Annotated in this window: 19 protein-coding genes and 1 pseudogene; 17 read left to right on the top strand and 3 right to left on the bottom strand. The window is 64.5% G+C overall.

Translation table 11 applies throughout. From position 1 onward, the window contains the following. Window positions 1-120 precede the first annotated feature (120 nt). The 4 genes from KKP04_RS13190 to ybaK all read left to right on the top strand — a co-directional run bounded on the left by KKP04_RS13190 (window position 121) and on the right by ybaK (window position 3,945). Window positions 121-867: an SDR family oxidoreductase gene (locus KKP04_RS13190; RefSeq protein WP_215032309.1), complete on the top strand. Its 747-nt coding sequence runs from the start codon at window positions 121-123 to the stop codon at window positions 865-867. Window positions 868-872: 5 nt separating this feature from the next. Continuing rightward, window positions 873-2,912: an excinuclease ABC subunit UvrC gene (uvrC, locus tag KKP04_RS13185; protein ID WP_215032306.1), complete on the top strand. Its 2,040-nt coding sequence runs from the start codon at window positions 873-875 to the stop codon at window positions 2,910-2,912. Between the two features lie 194 nt (window positions 2,913-3,106). Next, window positions 3,107-3,340: a cysteine rich repeat-containing protein gene (locus KKP04_RS13180; protein ID WP_215032303.1), complete on the top strand. Its 234-nt coding sequence runs from the start codon at window positions 3,107-3,109 to the stop codon at window positions 3,338-3,340. Between the two features lie 131 nt (window positions 3,341-3,471). Continuing rightward, window positions 3,472-3,945: a Cys-tRNA(Pro) deacylase gene (gene ybaK / locus KKP04_RS13175; RefSeq protein ID WP_215032300.1), complete on the top strand. Its 474-nt coding sequence runs from the start codon at window positions 3,472-3,474 to the stop codon at window positions 3,943-3,945. Window positions 3,946-4,126: 181 nt separating this feature from the next. On the opposite strand, the gene KKP04_RS13170 is transcribed toward ybaK, so the two are convergent. After that, complete coding sequence (locus KKP04_RS13170; RefSeq protein ID WP_215032297.1) at window positions 4,127-4,873, bottom strand: invasion associated locus B family protein; 747 nt, start codon at window positions 4,871-4,873, stop codon at window positions 4,127-4,129. 337 nt (window positions 4,874-5,210) lie between these two features. On the opposite strand from KKP04_RS13170, the gene KKP04_RS13165 reads away from it, so the two are divergent. From KKP04_RS13165 to KKP04_RS13115, 11 genes are all read left to right on the top strand, one after another. Continuing rightward, window positions 5,211-7,004, top strand: a complete 1,794-nt coding sequence (locus KKP04_RS13165) for an extracellular solute-binding protein (RefSeq protein WP_251134102.1) — start codon at window positions 5,211-5,213, stop codon at window positions 7,002-7,004. Beyond that, window positions 6,994-8,550 (top strand): class I adenylate-forming enzyme family protein, encoded by a 1,557-nt coding sequence (locus KKP04_RS13160; RefSeq protein ID WP_215032291.1) that lies wholly within the window; start codon window positions 6,994-6,996, stop codon window positions 8,548-8,550. The genes KKP04_RS13165 and KKP04_RS13160 overlap by 11 nt, the downstream gene beginning before the upstream one ends. Before the next feature lie 167 nt (window positions 8,551-8,717). Continuing rightward, window positions 8,718-9,398: a protein TolQ gene (tolQ, locus tag KKP04_RS13155; RefSeq protein ID WP_215032288.1), complete on the top strand. Its 681-nt coding sequence runs from the start codon at window positions 8,718-8,720 to the stop codon at window positions 9,396-9,398. 24 nt (window positions 9,399-9,422) lie between these two features. After that, window positions 9,423-9,884: a protein TolR gene (tolR, locus tag KKP04_RS13150; RefSeq protein ID WP_215032285.1), complete on the top strand. Its 462-nt coding sequence runs from the start codon at window positions 9,423-9,425 to the stop codon at window positions 9,882-9,884. 12 nt (window positions 9,885-9,896) lie between these two features. Beyond that, window positions 9,897-10,940: a hypothetical protein gene (locus KKP04_RS13145; protein WP_215032282.1), complete on the top strand. Its 1,044-nt coding sequence runs from the start codon at window positions 9,897-9,899 to the stop codon at window positions 10,938-10,940. A gap of 1 nt (window position 10,941) precedes the next feature. After that, window positions 10,942-12,249, top strand: coding sequence for a Tol-Pal system beta propeller repeat protein TolB (gene tolB / locus KKP04_RS13140; protein WP_215032267.1), 1,308 nt, complete (start codon window positions 10,942-10,944; stop codon window positions 12,247-12,249). 171 nt (window positions 12,250-12,420) lie between these two features. Then, complete coding sequence (gene pal, locus KKP04_RS13135) at window positions 12,421-12,930, top strand: peptidoglycan-associated lipoprotein Pal (protein ID WP_215032264.1); 510 nt, start codon at window positions 12,421-12,423, stop codon at window positions 12,928-12,930. Between the two features lie 171 nt (window positions 12,931-13,101). Further along, window positions 13,102-14,034, top strand: a complete 933-nt coding sequence (ybgF, locus tag KKP04_RS13130) for a tol-pal system protein YbgF (protein ID WP_215032261.1) — start codon at window positions 13,102-13,104, stop codon at window positions 14,032-14,034. 253 nt (window positions 14,035-14,287) lie between these two features. Continuing rightward, entirely contained in the window at window positions 14,288-15,643 is a 1,356-nt protein-coding gene (tilS, locus tag KKP04_RS13125; protein ID WP_251134101.1) for a tRNA lysidine(34) synthetase TilS, read from the top strand. A 105-nt stretch (window positions 15,644-15,748) separates the two neighbouring features. Further along, entirely contained in the window at window positions 15,749-17,674 is a 1,926-nt protein-coding gene (gene ftsH, locus KKP04_RS13120) for an ATP-dependent zinc metalloprotease FtsH (RefSeq protein ID WP_215032255.1), read from the top strand. A gap of 226 nt (window positions 17,675-17,900) precedes the next feature. Further along, window positions 17,901-19,310, top strand: coding sequence for a dipeptidase (locus KKP04_RS13115; protein ID WP_251134100.1), 1,410 nt, complete (start codon window positions 17,901-17,903; stop codon window positions 19,308-19,310). 82 nt (window positions 19,311-19,392) lie between these two features. Here the strand turns inward: KKP04_RS13115 and KKP04_RS13110 are convergent, their stop codons facing one another. Continuing rightward, on the bottom strand, window positions 19,393-20,007 hold the full coding sequence (locus KKP04_RS13110; protein ID WP_215032214.1) for a YqgE/AlgH family protein: 615 nt from the start codon (window positions 20,005-20,007) through the stop codon (window positions 19,393-19,395). Window positions 20,008-20,271: 264 nt separating this feature from the next. On the opposite strand from KKP04_RS13110, the gene KKP04_RS13105 reads away from it, so the two are divergent. Then, the gene (locus KKP04_RS13105) at window positions 20,272-20,616 is read left to right on the top strand and encodes a hypothetical protein (protein WP_215032199.1); all 345 of its coding nucleotides are present in this window, start codon (window positions 20,272-20,274) and stop codon (window positions 20,614-20,616) included. A gap of 172 nt (window positions 20,617-20,788) precedes the next feature. Beyond that, window positions 20,789-22,618: a single-stranded-DNA-specific exonuclease RecJ gene (gene recJ, locus KKP04_RS13100; RefSeq protein ID WP_215032195.1), complete on the top strand. Its 1,830-nt coding sequence runs from the start codon at window positions 20,789-20,791 to the stop codon at window positions 22,616-22,618. 13 nt (window positions 22,619-22,631) lie between these two features. On the opposite strand, the pseudogene KKP04_RS13095 reads toward recJ, so the two are convergent. Then, window positions 22,632-22,724: pseudogene (locus tag KKP04_RS13095) on the bottom strand (IS5/IS1182 family transposase); the annotation flags it as partial.

Genomic DNA, 22,724 nt, shown 5'->3' with positions numbered 1-22,724 from the left:
AACTCTCTTGCCTCGTTAGAAATACAACTATAGCGAGAAATGCCAGGGCGCAACTACTTTTGCGTGTCTTTTTATCGGATTCGCCGAAAAGTTGCGGAACGGACACACAGTGAGGGGTTGATGGCGGACGTTGCGCTGATCACCGGAGGTGCCGTGCGTATCGGGCGCGCGATCGCACTTCACCTCGCAGCGCGTGGATTTATTATTGCAATTCAATATCATACGTCCGGGCCGGAAGCGGATGCCACGGTAGCGGCGATTACCGCTGCCGGGGGCAAGGCGTCGGCATTTCAAGCGGATCTGGAATCGTCCGCGGACGTTGCACAGCTTATCCCCAGAAGCGCGGCGCTCGGCCCTCTGGCCTGCCTCGTGAACAACGCCTCGGCCTTCGCTGACGACTGTCTGGCGTCCCTCACGCCCGAAAGCTGGCGGCGGCACATGGCCGTCAATCTCGAGGCGCCGGTCTTTCTTGCGCAGGGCTTCGCGGCGCAGCTTCCGGCCGGGGCAAGCGGCACTATCGTCAACATCCTCGATCAGCGCGTGCTGCGTCCCAACCCGCAATTCTTCTCCTACACGATCAGCAAGGCCGCGCTCCACGCCGCCACGAAGACCATGGCGCAAGCGCTCGCGCCGCGTATCCGCGTCAATGCCGTCGCGCCGGGTCCGACGCTGAAAAGCATCCATCAGACAAATGACGAGTTCGCCCGCGAAGAGGCCGCGATGCCGCTCGGCCACGGCGCGAACCCGGACGAGATTGCGCGCGCGGTCGGCTTCCTGCTCGATCAGCCGTCCATCACCGGCCAGACCATCGCCGTCGATGGCGGGCAGCATCTGATGTGGCAAACGCCTGACATCCGCGTTACATAACGGGCATGCCCGACATTGAGGACACAATCGAAGTCGAGTCAGACCTCGCGCCCGAAGACGCGGCGAGTGCGCCCGAGACTGGCCCGCAGGTCATCCACCGCTATGTGAAGCATCTCGGCACCGGCCCCGGCGTCTATCGCATGATGGATCTCGCGGGCGAGGTGATTTATGTCGGCAAGGCGCGCAACCTGAAGAACCGCGTGCAGAATTACACGCGCATGGGCGGGCACACGAACCGCATCGCCGCGATGATCCGCTCGACGGCGACGATGGAATTCGTGAACACGCGCACCGAAGCCGAGGCGCTGCTTCTCGAAGCGAATCTCATCAAGCGCTTCAAGCCGCGCTACAATGTGTCGTTCCGCGACGACAAATCGTTCCCCTACATCGTCATCCGGCGCGATCAGGAAGCGGCGCAGATCGCGAAGCATCGCGGCGCGCGCGCGGCCAAGGGCGACTATTTCGGGCCGTTCGCGAGCGCGGGCGCGGTCAACCGCACGATCAACACGCTTCAGCGCGCGTTCCTGCTCCGCACCTGCGCCGACAGCGTCTACGACAGCCGCACGCGGCCTTGTCTGCTATTCCAGATCAAGCGATGTGCCGGGCCTTGTACACGCGAAATTCCGCTCGAAGACTACGCGAAGCTCGTGGACGAGGCGACGGCGTTCCTGTCCGGCAAGACGGATGCCGTGCAGCGGAAGCTCAACACGCTGATGGAGGAGGCCGCCGAAGCGCTGGAGTTCGAGCGCGCCGCGAAATACCGCAACCGGCTGTGGGCGCTGGCGCATGTGCAGGCGCATCAGGGCATCAATCCGAAGGGCGTCGAGGAGGCGGACGTGTTCGCCATCGCGCAGCAGGGCGGCCAGACCTGCATTCAGGTCTTCTTCTTCCGCAGCGGCCAGAATTGGGGCAACCGCGCCTATTTTCCGCGCGCCGACAAGAGCCTTTCGCCCGCCGAGGTGCTCGGCTCTTTCATCTCGCAATTCTACGACGACAAGCTCGTGCCGCGCTGCGTGTTCCTCTCCGAGGAGGTGCCCGAGCAGGCGCTCATCTCGGAGGCCCTGTCCACGAAGCTCGGCCGCAAGGTTGATGTCGTGACGCCGAGGCGCGGCGAGAAGCGCGAACTTGTCGACTACGCCCACCAGAACGCGCGCGAGGCGCTTGGCCGCAAGCTCGCCGAGACATCGAGCAACGCGCGGCTGCTCGCGGGTGCGGCGCAGGTTTTCGGCCTCGAACGGGTGCCGCGCCGCATCGAGGTTTACGATAACTCGCACATCATGGGCACGAATGCGGTTGGCGGCATGATCGTGGCGGGGCCGGAAGGCTTCGCGAAGAACCATTATCGCAAATTCAACATCCGCACCGTCGACCTCACGCCGGGCGACGATTTCGGCATGATGCGCGAGGTGCTGACGCGGCGGTTCAAGCGGCTTCTGAAAGAGCACGGGCTTCCGGCCGGTGAGAGCGCGGCGAGCGATCCCGCGCCGGAGACAGTCGCGGCGGCCGATACGCCCTCCGCTCCATCGCTCATCGAAGACGAATACGCCGAAGAAGAAAACGGCGACGCGGCCGCGCAGGGCGGCGACGTCGGCGCGTGGCCGGATCTCCTGCTGATCGATGGCGGCGCGGGGCAGCTTTCCGCCGCGCAGGAGGTGCTGGCCGAACTCGGGTTGCACGGCCTCGCCATCGCGGGCATTGCCAAGGGGCCGGACCGAAACGCGGGCCGCGAGCGTTTCTTCATGCCGGGCAGGCCGCCCTTCTCGCTTCCGCTGAACGACCCGGTGCTCTACTTCGTGCAGCGCCTTCGCGACGAGGCTCACCGCTTCGCCATCGGCTCCCATCGCGCGAAACGAAAGAAGGCCATGACGGAAAACGAACTCGACGGCATTCCGGGCATCGGGCCGACAAGGAAGCGCGCGCTCCTGAAGCATTTCGGATCGGCGAAGGCCGTCAGCCGCGCGGGTCTCTCGGATCTTCAGGCGGTCGACGGCATCAGCGCCGCCATGGCCCAGCAGATCTGCGACTGGTACGCCGACCGCAAATAGGCGCCTCGCCGCAACGGCAAGACGTTAACGCTCATTTGTGGGAAAGCGCCTCACTCACGACGCAAAACGCAGTGATCCATGCCAGAACTTCGGGAGAAGCGGCGCGCGTTTGACGAATCACCTAGCTTATGTTCGTGCGGCGTCAAAGGTGACCTGTTGCCGCTTCATGGCACTTCAAGAGGGAGATTCTAACGATGCGGAATGCAGTGTGTGCGGTGGTGACGGCGGTTTTCCTGGCGACGAGCGCGGGTGCCATGGCGCAATATGGCGGGCATCGGGGCACGAAGGACGAACAGGAAGCATGCAAGCCCGACGTTTATCGCTTCTGCGCCGAGTATGTGATGCCGCCGCAGGAAGACAAGATCGTCGCCTGCCTGAAGTCGAAGCGGAAGGAACTCAGGCCCGCTTGCAGGAAGGTGATCTACTAGCTCGAAATACACTAGTCGTCAGACCGATATTCAAGGCTTTCAGGCGAGAAAGCCTTGAATTTTATGAGTGTCTACATGACGCATCGCCCCGATAAGTTGCGTCATGCCGATATCTTGGGGCAAGAGAAACAATGTCGAAATCCACCCGCGCGACGAAGATGCTGGAGAAAGCCGGGATCGCCTTCACCGTGCATACCTACGAATACGATCCCAACGCGGACCGGATCGGTATGCAGGCGGCGGAGGCTCTCGGCGAAGCGCCCGCGCGCGTGCTCAAGACGCTGATGGCGCTCGTCGACGACAAGCCGGTCCTCGTGATCGTGCCCTCGGACCATGAGGTGTCGATGAAGAAGCTCGCGGCGGCGCTTGGCGGCAAGTCGGCGTACATGATGAAGCCCGCGGATGCGGAACGAATCTCAGGCTACAAGGTCGGCGGCATCAGTCCGTTCGGTCAGATGAAGAAGCTTCCCGCCACCATCGAAGAGCAGGCGATGACGCATGACCTCGTCTTCATCAATGGAGGCCAGCGCGGGTTACAGGTGCGGCTTGCGCCTCGCGATGCCGCCGGGGTGCTGAACGCGGTCGTCGCGCCGCTGGTGACCTAGGCCAACATCGCGCCGGGGCGGCTTGCCGTGGCTGTCTCGCTACCTGATATAATACCGTCTGTCGGTGCGATCGCGGCTTACGAAGCGCCGCGAACGCCTGGCGGGCCAATAAAAAAGCCCCGCTCCTTTGCGGGGCTTCGCGTCACGCGCCGTGATGGCGGCGCGTGTCTCAACAGATGGTCTACTTCTTCTGAGCGGGAGCCGCCGCGCCCTGCGGGTTCTTCGCGGCAGCTTCCTGCTGGGCGCGAAGCGCGGCGAGGCGCTGCTTGATCACTTCGGCGATCTTCTGCTGGTCGGCGTTGTACTTGTCGACCGGAACCGGCTTACCTTCGATAGCCTTGGCGAAGCCTTCGAGGGGCAGCGGGATGCTGAGTGCGCGGCCGGTCACGTCGATGCCGAGATAGGCGATCTGCTTGCCCTTCTTGAACTGGTCGATGAGGGCCGGCTCGATATTGGCTTCAGCGTAGCAGCCAGCCTGATCGCAGGTCGTGTAAGCGAGCTTGATCGGCTCCTTGTCGTCAACCTTGACCAGCGCTCCGGGCGGCAGGGCGGAGCCGAGCGGCAGCATGGCGAGCAGCTGCGGCTTGTCCTGACCGGAAACCTGACGAACGGCGATCTTGCCGATGAGGATGGCTGTCGCGTTGTCGCGCACGTCAACCTGCGTAAGGCAGACGTTGACCTTCTTCATGTCTTCCGGCTTCTGCTGCTTCGGCTTTTCGCCGGGCTTCGTGGCTTCGGCCACCGGCACGTCGATGCAGAGCTTGTACCAGATATCCGCGGGCTTCTGGTCGCCAGCGGCCTGCTTCTGTTCCGCAGGCGCCTTGGCCTTGCCTTTGTCCTGCGCCATGACGCCGGTCGCGCCGAGCGTGAACGCAGACGCTGCGACGGCCCCGATCACCGCCGCTCTCGCGAGCTTTGTGAAAACCATTAACCCGAACCTTTCACTCAATCGTGTTGGCTGTTCCGAATTCCGCTGGCCCCTCTCCCGGACCGACTGTTGCTTGCATACTCGAAATTGAGGCATCTCCGTGACAGGTGCCCCGATGGGGTGGGGAGGGGCGGCAGGAGTCGCTCTTTTCCCGGAAAGGGTTGCCCAAACGCTTTCTTTCTGTGAGTTTCGTCGCTCGAGGGGGGTGGGCAAGCAGACGTAACCGAAGGAAAAGAACGCCTTGCAATGTAGAAAACCTGATCGTTTCGCTCGCGCACCGCGACTGAAAAGACACAGCGCCGCAAGGATGGTCGCGGCACTTTTCGCGGCTGTGCTGATGACCGTTTCGACCGCTGCCGAACCGCGCGGGGGCATCGCCATGCACGACGCGCCGAAATATGCGGACGGCTTCGCGAACCTCGCCTATGTCAACCCCGCCGCGCCGAAAGGCGGCGCGCTCCGGCTGGCAGTGCTCGGCTCGTTCGACAGCGTGAACCCCTTCATCATCAAGGGCGCGCCGGTCGCCGGGGCGCGCGAATATCTTTATGAGACGCTGCTCGCGCGAACCTATGACGAGCCGTTCTCGCTCTACGGGCTGATCGCGGAGACCGTGGACACGCCCGAAGATCGCAGTTCCGTAGCATTCCAGGTGCGCCCGGAGGCACGTTTCGCCGACGGAAAACCGATAACACCCGACGACGTGCTGTTCTCGTGGAAGCTTCTGAAGGAACGCGGCCGGCCAAACCATCGCGGCTATTACTCGAAGGTGGTCAAGGCCGAGAAAATCGGCGAGCGTGGCGTGAAGTTCACCTTCGACGGCGCGGACCGCGAGATGCCGCTCATCATGGGCCTGATGCCGGTGCTGCCGCGCCACGCGCTGACTCCCGAAAGCTTCGAGAGGACCAGCTTCGACAAGCCGATTTCGAGCGGCCCTTATGTGATCGAGGAGATCGAGCCGGGCGCGAGCATCACCTATCGCAAGAACCCGGACTGGTGGGGCCGCAACCTCCCGTTCAATCGCGGGCAGTACAATTTCGAGCGCATCCGCATCGATTATTACCGCGACCGCACCACCATGATGGAGGCGTTCCGCAAGGGGCTGTTCGATGTACTCGGCGACAGCGATCCCATCGACGCGGTGCGCTGGGCGGATTCGTTCGATTTCCCCGCCGTGGAAAACGGCCTCGTCAATAAGCTTGCCTTTGATCTCGGCGTGCCCGCGCCCATGTCCGCGCTCGCGTTCAACACGCGCCGCCCCGTGTTCGCCGACAAGCGCGTGCGCGAAGCGCTGACCGAGGTTTTCGATTTCGAGTGGCTCAACAAGGCGCTTTATCGTGGTCTTTACGCGCGCACCGAAAGCTTCTTCGACCGTTCGGAGCTGTCCTCGCACGGCCGCGCCGCGACGGATGCGGAACGCGCGCTGCTCGCGCCGTATACCGCCGAACTGGCGCCGGGCATCCTTGACGGCACCTTCAGCCAGCCCGCGACCGATGCATCCGGCACCAACCGGGATGGCCGCAGGCGCGCCATCCAGCTTCTGGACGAAGCGGGCTACGAGCTTCGCGACGGGCGCATGGTGTCGAAAGCGACGGGCGCGCCGCTTTCCTTCGAAATGATCTGCGTCAGCCGCGAGCAGGAACGGCTTCTCCTCGCCTATTCGCATGCGCTGGCGCAGATCGGCGTCGAGGGGCGCGTCCGCATGATCGATTCCGCGCAGTTCCAGCGGCGCGCCACGTCCTTCGACTTCGACATGATGCAAACGATATGGGGCTCGTCGCTTTCGCCCGGTAACGAGCAGAGCTTTCGCTGGTCGAGCGCGTCGGCGAAGCAGGACGGCAGCTTCAACTATGCGGGCGTCGAGAGCAAAGGCGCGGACGCGATGATAGCGGCGATGCTTTCGGCGAAAACGCGCGAAGAGTTCGTCGCCGCTGTCCGCGCGCTCGACCGGATTCTGCTTTCGGGCCGTTACGCCATCCCGCTTTACTACGCGCCGAAACAGTGGATCGCCGCCTGGGCGCAGTTGCGCCAGCCGCCGGTTTCGACGCTCTATGGAACGCGGCTCGAAACCTGGTGGGCCGAGCCATCGAAAAGCGCGGCGACGGGCGCGGGGACTTCGGACGTTGAGCGCTGACGGTTATCGCGGGGAGCTTCCGCCGCGCACCTTGAACATGGCGAAGCATGTGCTGCGCGCGGGCTGTCCGGCGAGCGACAAGGCCGCGCTTGTGGTGATCCACGATCCGCAAGGCCGCGAGGCCGAGACGTGGACCTATCGCGCGCTCGAAAGCGCGGTGCTGCGCGTCGCGTTCGAGCTTCGGGCGAAGCGCCGCCTTGCGCCGCGCAGCCGCGTGCTGATCCGGCTTCGGAATCGAACGGCCTATGCGCTCGCCTTCTTCGGCGCGATCGCGGGCGGCTTCGTGCCCATCCCGGCCTCGCCAGACCTCACCGCGCGCGAACTGGACTTCCTGCTCGACGACAGCGAAGCGGCGGCCATCGTGCTCGACGACACGCTTCCGCACGGAGATTTCGCGCCGGGCCTCGCGGTCGTGACGGAAGCATCACTTCTCGCCGCCATCGAAGGCGGGCCGGAAGGCGCGTTTGCCGACACTGCGGCCGAGGATCCGGCTTTCCTCATCTATACATCGGGCACCACCGCGAACCCGAAGGGCGTGCTGCACGCGCATCGCAGCGTCTGGGGGCGACGCCCGATGTATCGCGGCTGGTACGGCATAACGGGGGCGGACAGGCTTCTGCATTCCGGCGTGATCAACTGGACCTACGCCATGGGGACGGGGCTTTCCGATCCGCTGACGAACGGCGCAACCGCGCTGCTTTACACGGGCGAGCGCCACCCGTCGATATGGCCGGGGCTGATCCGCGCTTTCGACGCGACCATCTTCGCGGGCGTGCCGGGGCTTTATCATCAGATGCTGAAACAGGCGGGCGACGACCGGCTCGACCTCGCGCGGCTGCGGCATGGCCTCACGGCTGGCGACACGCTTCCCGACGCGCTCGAAACGGAATGGAGCGAGCGAACCGGCACGCGGCTTTACGAGGGCTTCGGCCAGACGGAGCTTTCCACCTATCTTTCGAGCGCGCCGGACTTTCCGCGAAAGCCGGGCACGGTGGGGCGTGCGCAGCCGGGGCGCTGCGTCGCGATCCTGCCGGAAGAGGGCGGCGAGACACCGCAGCCGCCGGGCGAGGCCGGCATGATCGCCGTGCATCGGAGCGACCCCGGCCTTATGCTCGGCTATTGGCGTCGCCCGGACGAAGAGCGCGAGATGTTTCGCGGCGAGTGGTTCACGGGCGGCGATCTCGGCCGCATGGACGAGGACGGCGCTATCGCCCATCTCGGCCGCGCGTCGGATCTCATGAACGCGGGCGGCTATCGCGTCTCGCCCGTCGAGGTGGAGGCCGTCCTGCGCGAGCACCCGCTGGTGGCGGAGGCCGGTGTCGTCGACGTGCCGCAACCGCACGGGGGAACCGCGATCACGGCGTTTGTCGTTGCGCGCGAAGGCGGTGCGGACCTCGCAGCCGAACTCGCCGCCCGCGCGGAAGCCAGCCTCGCCGCCTACAAGCGCCCCCGCCATTATGTGCTCGTCGAGCGCCTGCCGAAGACGCCGAACGGCAAGCTGAAACGCTCGGACCTGAAAACGCCGGGCTGCTCTGAAACCAGCTGATGCCGCGCCGAGAAGTTGGAAAAAACTGTCACCAGCTTTGTGGCGGGGAATCCTCACTTTGGACAATCTTCGCGCTAAACCCTTCGATAAACCCCACAAGCAAGGTTGCGGCGTGAGAGTGAAGCCTCCACGTCTGCCTTGAACGCGGCCATAGAATTCAATCGGATATGACGCCAGAAAGCGACTTCTCATTCCTCGGCCTGTTCCTTCAGGCTCACCCCGTCGTGAAATTCGTCATGATCGGGCTCATTCTCGCGTCCATCTGGTGCTGGTCGATCGTGATCGAGAAGACCATCGCCTTCCGGCGCGCGAAAAAGCAGACCGACGAATTCGAGCGCGTGTTCTGGTCGGGTCAGTCGCTCGACGAGCTTTATCTCGCCATGCCGCAGAAGCCCACAAGCGCCATGGCGGCGCTGTTTCAGGCGGCGATGCGCGAATGGCGGCGCTCCATCGACGGCACCGCGAAACCGCTGCCCGGCGTCCAGATGCGCATCGAGCGCGTCATGGAAGTGACGATCACGCGCGAGATGGAGCGGCTCGAAGCGCGGCTTCTCTTCCTCGCGACCGTCGGCGCCGTGGCGCCCTTCATCGGCCTGTTCGGCACGGTCTGGGGCATCATGACGGCGTTTCAGGGCATCGCCACCAGCAAGAACACCAATCTCGCGGTGGTCGCGCCGGGCATCGCGGAAGCGCTGTTCGCGACCGCGCTCGGCCTTCTCGCCGCCATTCCGGCCGTGATTTTCTACAATGCCTTCCAGCAATCGGCGTCGCGGCTCGCGCAGCGGCTCGAAGGCTTCGCCGACGAATTTTCCGCGATAGTCTCGCGCCAGCTTGATCTGAAAACGTAAGCGCGCGACGACGAGGGGCCGCACATGGGTATGTCATTGCAGGCGGGAGCGGGCGGACCGTCCGGCGCGAGACGGCGCAGGGGCCGGAAGCATCGTCCCATGGCCGAAATCAACGTGACGCCTTTCGTCGACGTGATGCTCGTGCTCCTGATCATCTTCATGGTGGCCGCGCCGCTCCTGACGGCCGGCGTGCCGGTGGACCTGCCGAAGAGCGAGGGCGCGGCGCTCCAGAGCGACGCGGAGCCGCTGACGCTGACCGTCGATCCGCAGGGCCGCATCTTCATTCAGGAGACGGAAATTCCGTTCGAAGGGTTGCAGGCGAAGTTGCAGGCCATCACGGAAGCACGCAAGGGCATGGAAGAGGCGATCTATGTGCGCGGCGACAAGACGACGAACTACGGCGAGTTGATGCGCGTGATGGGACGAATCGCGGCGGCGGGCTACAAGAAGCTGTCGCTCGTGACGGAACTCGACGACAAACGCTGACGAGAGGATATCGTGCGGTACGGCCTGATCGGCTCCGTCATCTTGCATCTTTTGGTCTTCGGGCTGGTGATCTTCAACTTCGCCAGCAGCGGGGACAAAGACGTGCCGCCGCCGCCGGTCTCGGTCGAGATCTTGACGCCCAAGGATTTCAGCGAACGCCAGCAGGGCAAGGTCGACGCGAAGGCGCAAACGCCCGCGCCGCTCGCCGAGCTGAAAGCGCCCGAGGCGCCCGCGACCGCGAAAAGGGAAGTCGAGCAGAAGCCGTCGCCCAAGGTGACGGAGAAGGAGGCGCTCGCGCCGCCGCCTCCGAAGGCGGAACCGACGCCCGCGCCTCAGCCGAAGCCCGTCGAACATGCCAAGGCGCGGCCCGCTCCCGCGCCTGAAAAGCCCGTCGAAAAGCCGAAGCCGGTGGTCAAGAAGGAGCCGCCGCCGAAGCCCAAGGCGGAAGTTGCAGCGAAGAGCGAGGTTCGCCCCAAGCCCGCCGCCGAGAAGCAGCCCGAGCGCAATTTCGACCCGAACCACATCGCTTCGCTGATCAAGAAGGATCAGCCGCAGGACGCGCGCCCGCAAACCTCGCGCTCGACCATGGACACGCAGCCCGCGAAAACCTGGTCCGACCGGCAGACCGCCGTCCTCAACCGCGACCCGAACGCGGGCGCACCATCCGGCGATTTCGAGCCGGGCAAACCGTGGCGGCCCGCCAGTTCGCTTCAGGATCAGGCGATGGGTGTGCCGCAGGCTCGTGGCGCGATGAACGCGGGCAGCTGCGCCGACCTCGTGCAGAGCCGCATCGAACAGAACTGGGATCTGCCGCTCGGTGCCGCGCTGGGAGAAATGGGCCTCGTGCGCCTTCACATCGAGTTGAACCGCGACGGCACCCTGCTGCGCCCGCCCATGGTGATGGACGCGCCGATGTCGCCCACCGGGCAGGCCATGGCCGACGCCGCCATTCGCGCCGCAATGCGCGGCGCGCCGTACTCCATACCTCCCGCGCAGTACGAGCGGTGCCGCGACATGATCCTTCGTTTCAATCCCCGCGACATGTATGGCGGCTGATATGGTTTCGCGCAGACTGACGACGCTTCTTGCAGCAATATTGGCGGCCGCCTTGTTGGCGCCCTCGCTCGCCTCCGCGCAGGTTGAGGTTGAAATCCGGCGCGGGCAGGTGCGCGCGATCCCGATCGCGGTGGCGGACTTCACCGGCGATGCAATAGCCGTGGAAACCGCGCAGATCGTGACGGCCGACCTCCAGCGCTCCGGTCTCTTCCGCCCGGTGTCGAACTCCGCCTTCATTGAGCGCGGCGCAAATGTCGACATGCCTCCCCGCTTTCAGGATTGGAAAGTCCTCAATATTCAGGCGCTGGTGGTGGGTCGCGTGACCGATACCGGCGACGGGCGGCTCAAGGGCGAATATCGGCTATGGGACGTGGTGACCGGGCGCCAGATCGCGGGCGAGCAATTCTTCATCCCGCGCAATACGTCACGCCGCCTCGCCCACATCATCGCCGACGCGGTCTACGAACGCCTCACGGGCGAGCGCGGCTATTTCGACAGCCGTGTCGTCTTCGTGGATGAAACCGGCCCGAAAAACCAGCGGGTGAAGCGCCTCGCCATCATGGATCAGGACGGCGCGAACCTCCGCCTTCTGACGCAGGGGCGCGAACTCGTGCTGACGCCGCGCTTCCATCCGCTCTCGCAGGAGATCACCTACACCGCCTATCGCGAAGGCGCGCCGCGCGTGATCCTGCGCAACATCATGACAGGGCAGGAGGAGGTGCTGGGCGATTTCCCGAACATGTCCTTCGCGCCGCGCATCTCGCCGCAGGGCGACCGCGTGGTGATGAGCCTTCAGGAAGGCCGCAATTCCTCGATCTTCGAGATGGACCTGCGCTCGCGCCGCCTCGCCCGGTTGACGCAAAGCTCCGCCATCGACACCGCGCCATGCTACTCGCCGGACGGCCGCCAGATCGTGTTCGAGTCCGACCGCGACGGGAAACAGCAGCTTTACGTGATGAACGCGGATGGCTCCGGCCAGCGCCGTCTTTCGTTCGGAGACGGAAGCTACTCGACGCCGGTCTGGTCGCCGCGCGGCGACCTCATCGCCTTCACGAAGCGGGTGCCCGGCGGCTTTGCCATCGGCGTCATTCGTCCCGACGGCTCCGGCGAGCGGCTCCTGACGGAGGGCTACCACAATGAGGGGCCGACGTGGTCGCCCAACGGACGCGTCATCTTGTTCTTTCGCGAAAGCGGCGGCGCGAACGGCGGCGCGAAGCTCTTCAGCATCGACCTCACCGGCTACAACGAGCGGCAGGTGCAGACACCGTCCTTTGCATCCGATCCCGCATGGTCTCCGCTCTTGAAATGAGGTTTGGCAGGCTCGCTGAACACACGGCGAATTTCGCTTTTCCCGCCTTTTCATGCTGAAATCTGTTGCAGGTCACAAAACGGCCCGAGAAACAGTTTGCTTGGTAAGCATTCCGTTACGATTTCCCGGGCAAGCTCGCGCTCAAGTTGTGCGCGATTGGAGGAAAATCTGATGCGACCGCGCCTAGGTTCCCTGTTCGCTGTCCTTTTCATCATCGCCGCTGCTGTCTCTCTTGCCGGATGCGACAAGAACGCCCCCGGCGCGGGCCTCGGGCTTGGTGCTGGCGGCGAGAATTATTCACCGGGCAGCAAGCAGGAGTTCAACGGCAAGATCGGCGACACGGTTCGCTATCTCACCGACAGCTCGCAACTCACGCCGGAAGGGCAGCAGATCCTGAATGCACAGGCTGTCTGGCTCCGGCAGTACACGAATTACCCGATCACCATCGAGGGCCACGCCGACGAGCGCGGCACGCGCGAGTATAATATCGCGCTCGGCGCTCGCCGTGCCGAGACGACCAAGAACTTCCTCATCGCTCAAGGCATCGGCCCGCAGCGCATCCGCACCATCTCGTACGGCAAGGAGCGCCCGGTGGCGGTTTGCGACGACATCTCCTGCTGGTCTCAGAATCGCCGCACGGTGACGGTGCTCGAAGGAGGCGGCTCGGTTGCATCTTATTAATCGCGCCCGCATCGAATTCGACCGGGAAGGCGCGACAGCGCCTTTTCGCTCTCGCCGTGTTGATGAGTGTCACATTCGTTAAAAATTACTTAAGTCAAAGCGGTTGACAGCTTGGCCGGACCGTCGGAGAAAGATGCAACCGCCGACCAGCGAACCAGCGAGGGCGCCACCATGAGACGCATTGTTGCTGCATCCGTTCTCTCTCTTGCCCTAGCCGTGCCGCTCGCAGCCCACGCTCAGACGCGCGGCGACAACACCGCACAGCGCGTCGACCGGCTGGAAGAGCGGCTCGACAATCTTCAGAGCGTCGTCACAGCCGTCGAGTCGCTTGCGAAAAGCGGCGGCGGCTATGGCGCGACAGCAGGGGGAGGCGCGAATGCGGCCGACCTGAGCCGCCTCTCGGCGCAGATCGCGGATCTGACGCAGCGCATCCAGCGACTCGAGGCACGCCTCGCCGCCGCTTCGCCGGGCGCCGATCCGGCTCAACCCCGCACGGAAACGGGTTACAATAGCTTCACGCCAGCGGCTGGCTTCGAGGCGAAAGAGCCGCTCAAGCCACTCGGCGAACCGGTTGCGACGCCCGGACGACACGGCGCGACACAACCTTCGCAACCCGATGCCTTTGCGCGACGCCAGACCGCAAGCGCCGGACAGGCGGCTTCCTCGGTCGCGCCCCGCGTCGGCACCGACGCCACGCCCGCCGCACTGCCAGCTTCGGGCGGAGCGCGGGCACTGTTCGAGCAGGGCACCGGCGCGCTCAATCGACGCGAATATGCTGCGGCCGAGACCTATTTCCAGCAGGTGGTAGACCAGTACCCGAACGATCCGGTTGCCGGGTCGGCGCACTACTGGCTTGGCGAAACGGCTTTCGTAAGCGGCGAGTACCGGACGGCGGCCGATCGCTTTCTGAAGACCTTCACCTCCTATCCGGACACCGAGCGGGCACCGGAGGCGCTTCTGAAACTGGCCATTTCGCTTCGCAGGCTTGGGGAAAAAGCTGCCGCGTGCGATTCGTTTGCGGAGTTGCAGCGGCGCTATCCTCAAGGGCCGAAACCCGTCCTTCAGCGTGCGGAGGTCGAGAAGAGACGGGCGGCGTGCGGTTAGCGCCAGCCGTCACAGCATCGGATGGAGGAAGCGATCTCGTCAGACCCGACGACGAGGATTGAATATTTTGCGAGAGTTGGCCGGTTCCCATCGGCCTCTGTTTTTCCTGATACCTTCCGATTTATTATAGATACGTCATGCCACGCATTTTGGTCTTTGCACGATCAGGGATTAAGTCGTTTAGTCTGAAAATGCGGGCAACTTGCCGATGCGCTTCCTATGCCGCGCGATCACGAGCAACGGTGGGACTACTTTGCCGACTGTTATAAGCGATAGCGAAATACTGAAAGCCTTTGCTCTGGTGGAGGCGTCTCCTGCCCTTGTGCTTGCGGTGTCCGGCGGTCCGGACAGCATGGCGCTTATGCATCTTGCCCGCCGCTGGGCGACGCTGGCGAACCGGCAGGCAGACACGATCACGGTCGCAACCGTCGATCACGGGCTGCGCCCGGAAAGCGTCGAGGAAGCAACTTTCGTCAGGACGCACGCCCGCGCTCTCGGCTTCGAACATGTCACCCTTGTCTGGAGCGGCGAGAAGCCCGCGACCGGACTTCAGGCAGCGGCGAGGCGCGCCCGATACGCGTTGCTCACGGCGCAGGCACGCGTTAACGGCGCCAGCCTCGTCACGGCGCACACCCGCGACGATCAGGCCGAGACGCTCGTCATGCGGCTGGCGCGGGGCAGCGGCGTCGACGGACTGGCGGCCATCGCCCCTGTTTCGATGCGGGATGGCGTGCGCCTTGCCCGCCCGCTCCTCGATTTTTCAAAGACGCGGCTTACCGCCTGTCTGCGCGCGCGCAGCGTGCCGTTCGTCCGCGACCCAAGCAACGAAAATACCGCCTTCGAGCGCGTGCGACTTCGCATCGCGATGAGGGCGCTGGCGAATGCCGGAGTGTCGAAAGCCGCGCTCGCGCTCAGTGCCGCCCGCCTCGGACGGAGTCGCGCCGCGCTCGACGAAGCCGCCGAGCGTTTCCTCGACGGTTTCTTCCGGGTGTCGCCCCTCGCTCATGGCGAAATCGACCGTGAAGCTTTCGACGCGCTGCCCGACGACATCGCGCTTCGTGTGCTGGCGCGTGTGCTGCCGCTGATCGGCGGGCGGGCAGATCCGCCGCGCATGATGCGCCTCGAGCGTCTGCTCGAAGGCCTGAGGACCGGGCAAAGCGAGGCGACGCTCGGAGGCTCGCTCCTGATCGCAGCGGCGGGACGCCTCTCCTTCTACCGCGAGCCGGGCCGCACGAAGCCCGCGCCCGTTTCTCTGGAACCACGGGCCGCCGTGCTGTGGGACCGGCGCTTTCTCGTCTCCGTGCCGAACGCAGCCGCTTGCGATGGCCAGGTCCGCCCGCTCGGAGAGCCCGGCTGGACCGCGTGGCGCAGGGAGCGCAAGGAACTCAGGCTCTCCGCCGAAGTCAACCGGCTCGCCGCGCTCACCACGCCGGCGCTCTGGCGCGAAGGCAGGCTTGTCGCCGCCCCTGTGCTTTCGGTTGAAGACCGTTTGCCGTGGGTTCCACCCGTCAAAGCAACGCTTGCTGCTCCGCTCGCGCGCTTTTTAACCCGGCTGCCAAACACGACCTCAAGTGCGCTTGGCAAAGACACACCCATACCCTATCTTTGAAAGGCTCGGCTTGTAATGCCTTGCTCTGTGGCTTGAAGGCTCAAGGCCGGTTGTCAAGTCTCGCCTTCACGCCGCGCAGACGGCACCAGGGAAACCATCGCCTCCATGAACTCGAACTTCCGCAATCTGGCAATCTGGGTCATCATCGCGCTGCTTCTCGTGGCGCTTTTCAATCTGGTTCAGAACAATCCGCGCAGTACTCGCGCGAACGAGATGAACTATTCCCAGTTCCTGAACGACGTCGAGAACAAGAACGTGCGGTCTGTCACGCTCGCCGGCAATCAGATCGCCGGTACGCTGAACAGCGGGCAGCCGTTTATCACGACTGCTCCGAACGATCCGCAACTCGTCGACCGTCTTTACTCGAAGGGCGTCGCGATTAACGTGAAGCCGGCAACCGAAGACGTGCCGTCGCTTCTCGGTGTACTTTTGAACTGGTTCCCGATGCTGCTTCTGATTGCGGTCTGGGTCTTTTTCATGCGGCAGATGCAGTCGGGCGGCGGCCGCGCGCTTGGCTTCGGCAAATCCAAGGCGAAGCTTCTGACCGAGAAGCAGGGCCGCGTTACCTTCGACGACGTGGCGGGCGTGGACGAAGCCAAGGAAGAGCTTGAGGAAATCGTGGAATTCCTGCGCGATCCGCAAAAGTTCCAGCGGCTCGGCGGGCGCATCCCGCGCGGCGCGCTCCTCGTCGGCCCTCCCGGCACCGGCAAGACGCTGCTCGCGCGAGCCATCGCCGGTGAGGCGAACGTGCCCTTCTTCACAATCTCGGGATCGGACTTCGTTGAAATGTTTGTCGGCGTCGGCGCGAGCCGCGTGCGCGACATGTTCGAACAGGCCAAGAAGAACGCGCCCTGCATCATCTTCATCGACGAAATCGACGCGGTCGGCCGTCATCGCGGCGCCGGGCTCGGCGGCGGCAACGATGAGCGCGAGCAGACACTGAACCAGCTTCTTGTCGAGATGGACGGCTTCGAGGCGAACGAGGGAATCATTCTCGTAGCCGCCACGAACCGCCCCGATGTGCTCGATCCCGCGCTGCTGCGGCCCGGCCGTTTCGACCGTCAGGTGGTCGTTGCTGCGCCCGATATCGTTGGACGCGAGAAGGTGCTGAAGGTTCACGTGCGCAAGGTTCCGCTGGCTCCCGACGTCGACCTCAAAATTATTGCGCGCGGCACGCCCGGCTTTTCGGGCGCCGACCTCGCCAACCTCGTCAACGAAGCCGCGTTGCTCGCGGCGCGCCGCTCCAAGCGCGTCGTTACCCAGCACGAGTTTGAGGACGCGAAGGATCGCGTGATGATGGGTGCCGAGCGCCGCTCGATGGCCATGACCGAAGAAGAAAAGCGCCTCACCGCGTATCACGAAGCGGGCCACGCACTTGTCTCGATCTTCGCGGCGGGCAACGATCCGCTCCACAAGGTCACGATCATTCCACGTGGCCGAGCACTGGGCGTTACGTTCAACCTGCCGGAACGCGACCGTTACAGCATGAAGAAGCACGAAATGGAGGCCTATCTCTCGATGGTCTTCGGCGGGCGCATCGCGGAGGATCTGATATTCGGCCCGGAGAATGTGACAACGGGCGCGACAAACGACATCAAGCAGGCGACCAACATGGCGCGCGCGATGGTGACGGAATACGGCATGAGCGACAAGCTGGGCCGCATTCGTTACCGCGACAATCAGGAGGAGGTCTTCCTCGGCCATTCGGTGGCGCGCTCGCAAAACATGTCGCAGGAGACGGCACAGCTTATCGATTCCGAAATCCGCCGCCTCATCGACGAAGGCGAGCAACGCGCGCGCTCCATCCTCACCGAGCATCTCGAAGACTTGCACACTCTGGCCAAGGGTCTTCTCGAATACGAGACGCTTTCGGGGCAGGAAGTGCGCGATCTTCTCAACGGCAAGCCGCCGGTTCGCGAGTTCACCATGAAGGAAGATCAGCCGAAGCGTCGCTCCGCGGTGCCTACCACAGGCGGGCGCGCGCCGCGCAAGGACGATCTCGGCGGCATGGAGCCTCAGCCGTCGACATAAAGGTTTGCGGGCGACGGCTCTCGGAACGGCCCGATGTAATCCCCTGAATACCTGCTGAGATGGCCGCCTTCGGGCGGCCATTTTGCTTTTTGCGCGCGTCTCGCTGCTATAAGTTCAAGCAAAGGTTCATGGTTTAGGTAAGCGGGGGGCGGCTCGGCGCGTGGCAACGAAGACGCACCCGATGCGGTTTACCAAACGCTGCGGCGACCGGGAAAGAGAGGCGAAGATGCCCAAGACATTCGACGTTCAACCCGTGCTCGCGCAAGCCGAAGCCGATTTCGACAACGCGGTCGCGCGCTATCTGGATTTCCTGCGGATACCATCGATCTCGACCGATCCGACTTACGCGAGCGACGTTCGCCGTGCGGGCGAGTGGCTCGCCTCCGAGTTCCGCGCGCTCGGCTTCGAGGCGACGCTGCACGAGACGCCCGGCCATCCGATCCTCGTCGCGCATCATGCAGGCGCGAGCGCCGACGCGCCGCACCTCCTCTATTACGGGCATTACGACGTACAGCCGGTCGAGCCGCTGGAAGAATGGACCTCGCCGCCTTTCGAGCCCGCCATCGTCGACGGTCCGCACGGCAAGCGCGTGGTCGCGCGCGGCGCGGTTGACGACAAGGGGCAGGTCGCGACCATACTCGAAGCGCTGCGTGCCTGGAAAACGGTGCATGGCGCGCTGCCCGCCGAAGTTACGGTGCTGCTCGAAGGCGAGGAGGAAAGCGGCAGCGTCTCGCTTCCGGGCTTTCTCGCGGCCCATGCCGACACGCTCCGCCGCGCCGACGCCGTGCTCATCAGCGACACCAACGCCTGGGACATCGACACGCCGGCCATCACCTACCGGCTGCGCGGGAATGTCTATGTCGAGATCACGCTTCGGGGACCGTCGCACGACCTTCATTCCGGCCTGTACGGCGGCGCGGTTGTCAACCCGATCAACGCGCTGACCGAAGTGCTCGGGCAACTCCATGACGCGAATGGCCGCGTGCAGATTCCCGGCTTCTACGATGGCGTTGCGGAATTGTCCGACGCCGAGCGGAGCGAGTGGGCAGCCCTTCCGTTCGACGAAAAAGGCTTCCTCGGCGAAATCGGCCTTACGCAGTCGACGGGCGAAGCGGGGTTCACCGCACTCGAACGCATCTGGGCGCGCCCGACTGCCGACATCAACGGCATATGGGGCGGCTACACCGGCGAAGGCTCGAAGACGGTGATCGCCGCCCGCGCTTCCGCGAAAGTCAGCTTCCGCACCGTGCCGGACCAGAATCCGCAGAAGATTCTCGACGGTCTGAAGGCGTTCCTCGACGCGCGCACCCCACCGGATTCGAAATGGACAATCCGCCAGTTCGGGGCCTCGGAGGGCATTCTCGTGCCGGTCGAAGGGCCGTACATGCAGGCGGCGCGCGCCGGGCTTCAGGACGTGTTCGGCAAGCCAGCGGCGATGGTTGGCGGCGGCGGATCGATCCCGGTCGTCGGGCTTCTGCAAAAGGGGCTCGGCCTCGATTCGATCCTCGTCGGCTTCGGCCTCTCCGACGACCGCATTCACAGCCCGAACGAGAAGTTCGAGCTGAAATGCCTCAGGAACGGCATCCTGAGCCACGCTGCGATCCTCGGCCGCGTGGCGGAGATCGGGAAGAAATAGGCTTGATCCGGCTCATGAACCCATGAGCGGCGACCGCGGCGAGGCGTGTTGGCGAGCGGGAGACGAGATAGCGCGGCGAGCGTTATGCGCGACCGGCGGCGCAAACGAGGTGCGAGGGGTCGATGCCGATGGTTCCCATCGCGCGATGATACTTCGTGTCGAGATCGGTGTCGAAGATGATGTCCGGATCGGCGGGGCAATTCAGCCAGCCATTATCCTGAATCTCGCGCTCAAGCTGGCCGGGTTCCCATCCTGCATAGCCGAGCGCCAGAATGGCGTTGTTCGGACCTCGTCCCCTGGCAATCGCGCGCAGGATGTCGACCGTCGCTGTCAGGCACACGCCGCCGTTGATCGGAAGCGTTGCATCCGCCACGAAATAATCCGAGCTGTGCAGCACGAATCCGCGGCTGATGTCGATGGGGCCGCCGAGATGAACGGCCATCGCATCCATGCGAATGGAAGTCGGCCGCGACCAGCTCATGGGAATGTCGAGCTGTTCCAGCAGCTTCGGCATCGTGATGTGCGATGCGCGCTGATTGACTATCAATCCCATCGCGCCTTCTTCGGAATGGGCGCAGACGTAAATCACGGATCGATGAAAGCGCGGGTCCGTCGTCGAAGGCATTGCGATGAGGAACTGCCCGTCGAGATACCCGTGGCTTTTCAAGCAGCCCATGTAACCGTGTCGTGTTGCCATGCCCTATGGTAGCGCCTCCGCCCGCTGGTTGTGAAGATGCGACTTGAAGAATTCCGGCCGAAGACAACTCTTTGTGCTGTCAGCGTTCCTGCTTCGATAACGGGATGAACCGCAAATCGGGCCGCAGGTTTCCGGCTGCGTAAATCGCGCGGGCACATGGCTTCAGCGGCGGCCTCGGCGCGGCGCGGGCGGCAAGCTCGCCACAGGTTTATTGGTGCATGATAAAAGACGTTTCCTGGACACTGAAACAAGTGAGCTTCAGCTATGCAAGTGATCGTCCAGATTCTGCAACTCGTTCAGGATAGCATCTACGCGATTGCGCGCGTCGCCAATGCTGCGTGGCAATGGTGCCTGACGCAGATCATTGCCGTGCCCTGGGACAGGCTCGGCGACATGCCGGGCTCGAAGGTGATCATCCTCCTGGGCAGCTCCGCGATCGTGTTCTATTTCATCTCGAAAGCGACGCGCGAGCTTCTGGCGGCGGGGGAAAAGGCGTTCGCGGCGATCATGACGCTCTTTCAGGTTTTCGTCCGCGCCCTGCCCCCCATCCTCATCGCAGGCGCCACCGCCGCCGCCGGATCGTGGGTCGTCAACAACGTGAATTTCTAGATTTCTTGCCAGCGGCTCCACGTCAAGCCGGGGGACGCCTGAGGCCGGGCGGTTAACGCCAGCTTATCCATGAGAACAACCGTGGAAAACGGTCGTCATTTTTGTTTCACGCCCGTTTCACATCGAACGAATCGGATACACTCGCCCTCCTGGTCAAGATGGAGCTTAACGAGTGCGTTCCCTGTCCCTGCCGTTACAGCAACCCCGCGCACAATCGGCTTTCCTCGGCGTGGAGCGTTCGGCGCGCGGACTGAAATGGATCGAGCGCCTCGCGCCGCAGGATGCCCATATCGCGGCGGCGATTGCGCAGCGTCATGATTTGCCGGAGATCATTGGCCGCATCCTCGCCGCGCGCGGTGTCTCGCTCGACGACGTCGCCGACGTGCTGAACCCCACGCTGCGCGCGCTCTGCCCCGACCCCTCCACCTTCACCGACATGGACAAGGCCGCCGAGCGCATCGCTCGGGCCGTCGAGAAGGGCGAGCGCATCGCCATCTTCGGCGACTACGACGTCGATGGCGCGTCATCGTCGGCGCTCATGAAGCGCTTCCTCGCGTGGCACGGCCTCGATTCGCGCATCTACATCCCCGACCGCATCACCGAAGGCTACGGCCCGAACGGCCCCGCCATCGCGCAACTCATCGAAGACGGCGCGCAGCTCATCGTGACGGTGGACTGTGGCTCCACCAGCTTTGAGGCGCTGGACGTGGCGGCAAAGCGCGGCGTCGAGGTGGTCGTGGTCGACCATCATCAGGTCAACGATGAGCTTCCGGTCGCGCATGCCGTGGTGAACCCGAACCGGCAGGACTGCCTGTCGGGGCAGGGGCACCTCTGCGCGGCGGGCGTCACCTTTCTCCTGTGCGTCGCGGCCCAGCGGCGGCTGCGGGCCAAAGGCGCCTACGCGAAAACGGCCGCGCCGGACCTCCTCGGCTGGCTCGACATCGTGGCGCTCGCGACCGTGTGCGATGTGGTGCCGCTTTCCGGCGTCAACCGCGCCTTCGTGGTGCAAGGGCTGAAGGTGCTGCGCAATCGCCGCAATCCTGGCCTTCGCGCGCTTGCCGACGCCGCGGGGGTGAACAAGCCGCCGTCGCCCTACACGCTCGGCTTCGTGCTCGGCCCGCGCATCAATGCGGGGGGGCGCATCGGCGACGCGAGCCTCGGCGCGCGGCTGCTGGCCTCCGAGGACGAAATCGAGACGCGCCGCATCGCCGAGACGCTCGACCGGCTCAACCGCGAGCGCCGCGAGATCGAAATCAAGACGGTCGAGGAAGCCGCCGCGTCGGCCGACCGCACGCTGATGGAAGACCCGGCCTGCCCGATCATCATCGCGGGTTCGCCCGTCTGGCATAAGGGGCTTGTCGGGCTTGCCGCGAGCCGCCTCGCCGAGCGGTTTCAGAGGCCGTGCCTGATCTTTTCGCAGGACGAAGATGCGGGCGAGTCGACCGGCTCCGCGCGTTCGGTGTCCGGCGTCGACATCGGCGCGGCCGTGCGCGCCGCGGTGGAGGCGGGCCTCGCGAAGAAGGGCGGCGGTCATACCATGGCGGCGGGCGTCACCGTCGACACGGCGCGGCTGCACGAACTGGCGGCCTTCCTGCGCGCTGCGCTTGACCCCGCCTATCGCGTGGCAAGCGCCGCGCCGGAGCTTCCGGTCGACGGCGTGCTCAGGCCGCGCGCAGCGACGCTCGATTTCTGCGCGCAGCTTGAGGCAGCCGGCCCTTACGGACAGGGAAATCCCGCGCCGCGTTTCAGCCTCGCGTCCGTTCGGCCGACCATGATCAAGGAGATCACGGGCGGCCATCTGCGCCTTGCGCTTCAGGACATCGACGGCAGCCAGATCAGCGCCGTCGCCTTCCGCGCGGCGCAAACGGAGATCGGCGCGGCCCTGACTGACGGGCGCGACCTTGCCTGCCACGTGGCGGGCCGCGTCGAGCGCGACGAGTGGGGCGGCAAGAGCCGCATCGAGTTTCACATCGAAGACGTCGCCCCCGCGAACGCGCGCTAGGAAGTGTGGACATTTATCGGATCCACAAGATGGTTGCTGCGAGAGCGATCATGGAGCGGTAGTTTCGGGCGGTTTTTTCATATCTCGTAGCGATGCGTCGAAACTG

This window comes from Rhodomicrobium sp. Az07, assembly GCF_018619475.1.
In the GTDB taxonomy this organism is placed as follows: Bacteria; Pseudomonadota; Alphaproteobacteria; order Rhizobiales; family Rhodomicrobiaceae; genus Rhodomicrobium.
Note: the sequence above shows the minus strand (reverse complement) of the source record. Positions and strands in the feature narration are given on the sequence as shown.

Bases quoted from the DNA above. Each gene is read 5' to 3' on its own strand.
- uvrC (WP_215032306.1), top strand. From the start codon at position 873: ATGCCCGACATTGAGGACACAATCGAAGTCGAGTCAGACCTCGCGCCC.
- ybgF (WP_215032261.1), top strand. From the start codon at position 13,102: ATGAGACGCATTGTTGCTGCATCCGTTCTCTCTCTTGCCCTAGCCGTG.
- KKP04_RS13190 (WP_215032309.1), top strand. From the start codon at position 121: ATGGCGGACGTTGCGCTGATCACCGGAGGTGCCGTGCGTATCGGGCGC.
- ybaK (WP_215032300.1), top strand. From the start codon at position 3,472: ATGTCGAAATCCACCCGCGCGACGAAGATGCTGGAGAAAGCCGGGATC.
- ftsH (WP_215032255.1), top strand. From the start codon at position 15,749: ATGAACTCGAACTTCCGCAATCTGGCAATCTGGGTCATCATCGCGCTG.
- KKP04_RS13165 (WP_251134102.1), top strand. From the start codon at position 5,211: ATGACCGTTTCGACCGCTGCCGAACCGCGCGGGGGCATCGCCATGCAC.
- KKP04_RS13115 (WP_251134100.1), top strand. From the start codon at position 17,901: ATGCCCAAGACATTCGACGTTCAACCCGTGCTCGCGCAAGCCGAAGCC.
- tolR (WP_215032285.1), top strand. From the start codon at position 9,423: ATGGGTATGTCATTGCAGGCGGGAGCGGGCGGACCGTCCGGCGCGAGA.
- tolB (WP_215032267.1), top strand. From the start codon at position 10,942: ATGGTTTCGCGCAGACTGACGACGCTTCTTGCAGCAATATTGGCGGCC.
- KKP04_RS13110 (WP_215032214.1), bottom strand. From the start codon at position 20,007: ATGGCAACACGACACGGTTACATGGGCTGCTTGAAAAGCCACGGGTAT.
- pal (WP_215032264.1), top strand. From the start codon at position 12,421: ATGCGACCGCGCCTAGGTTCCCTGTTCGCTGTCCTTTTCATCATCGCC.
- KKP04_RS13170 (WP_215032297.1), bottom strand. From the start codon at position 4,873: ATGGTTTTCACAAAGCTCGCGAGAGCGGCGGTGATCGGGGCCGTCGCA.
- tolQ (WP_215032288.1), top strand. From the start codon at position 8,718: ATGACGCCAGAAAGCGACTTCTCATTCCTCGGCCTGTTCCTTCAGGCT.
- KKP04_RS13180 (WP_215032303.1), top strand. From the start codon at position 3,107: ATGCGGAATGCAGTGTGTGCGGTGGTGACGGCGGTTTTCCTGGCGACG.
- KKP04_RS13105 (WP_215032199.1), top strand. From the start codon at position 20,272: ATGCAAGTGATCGTCCAGATTCTGCAACTCGTTCAGGATAGCATCTAC.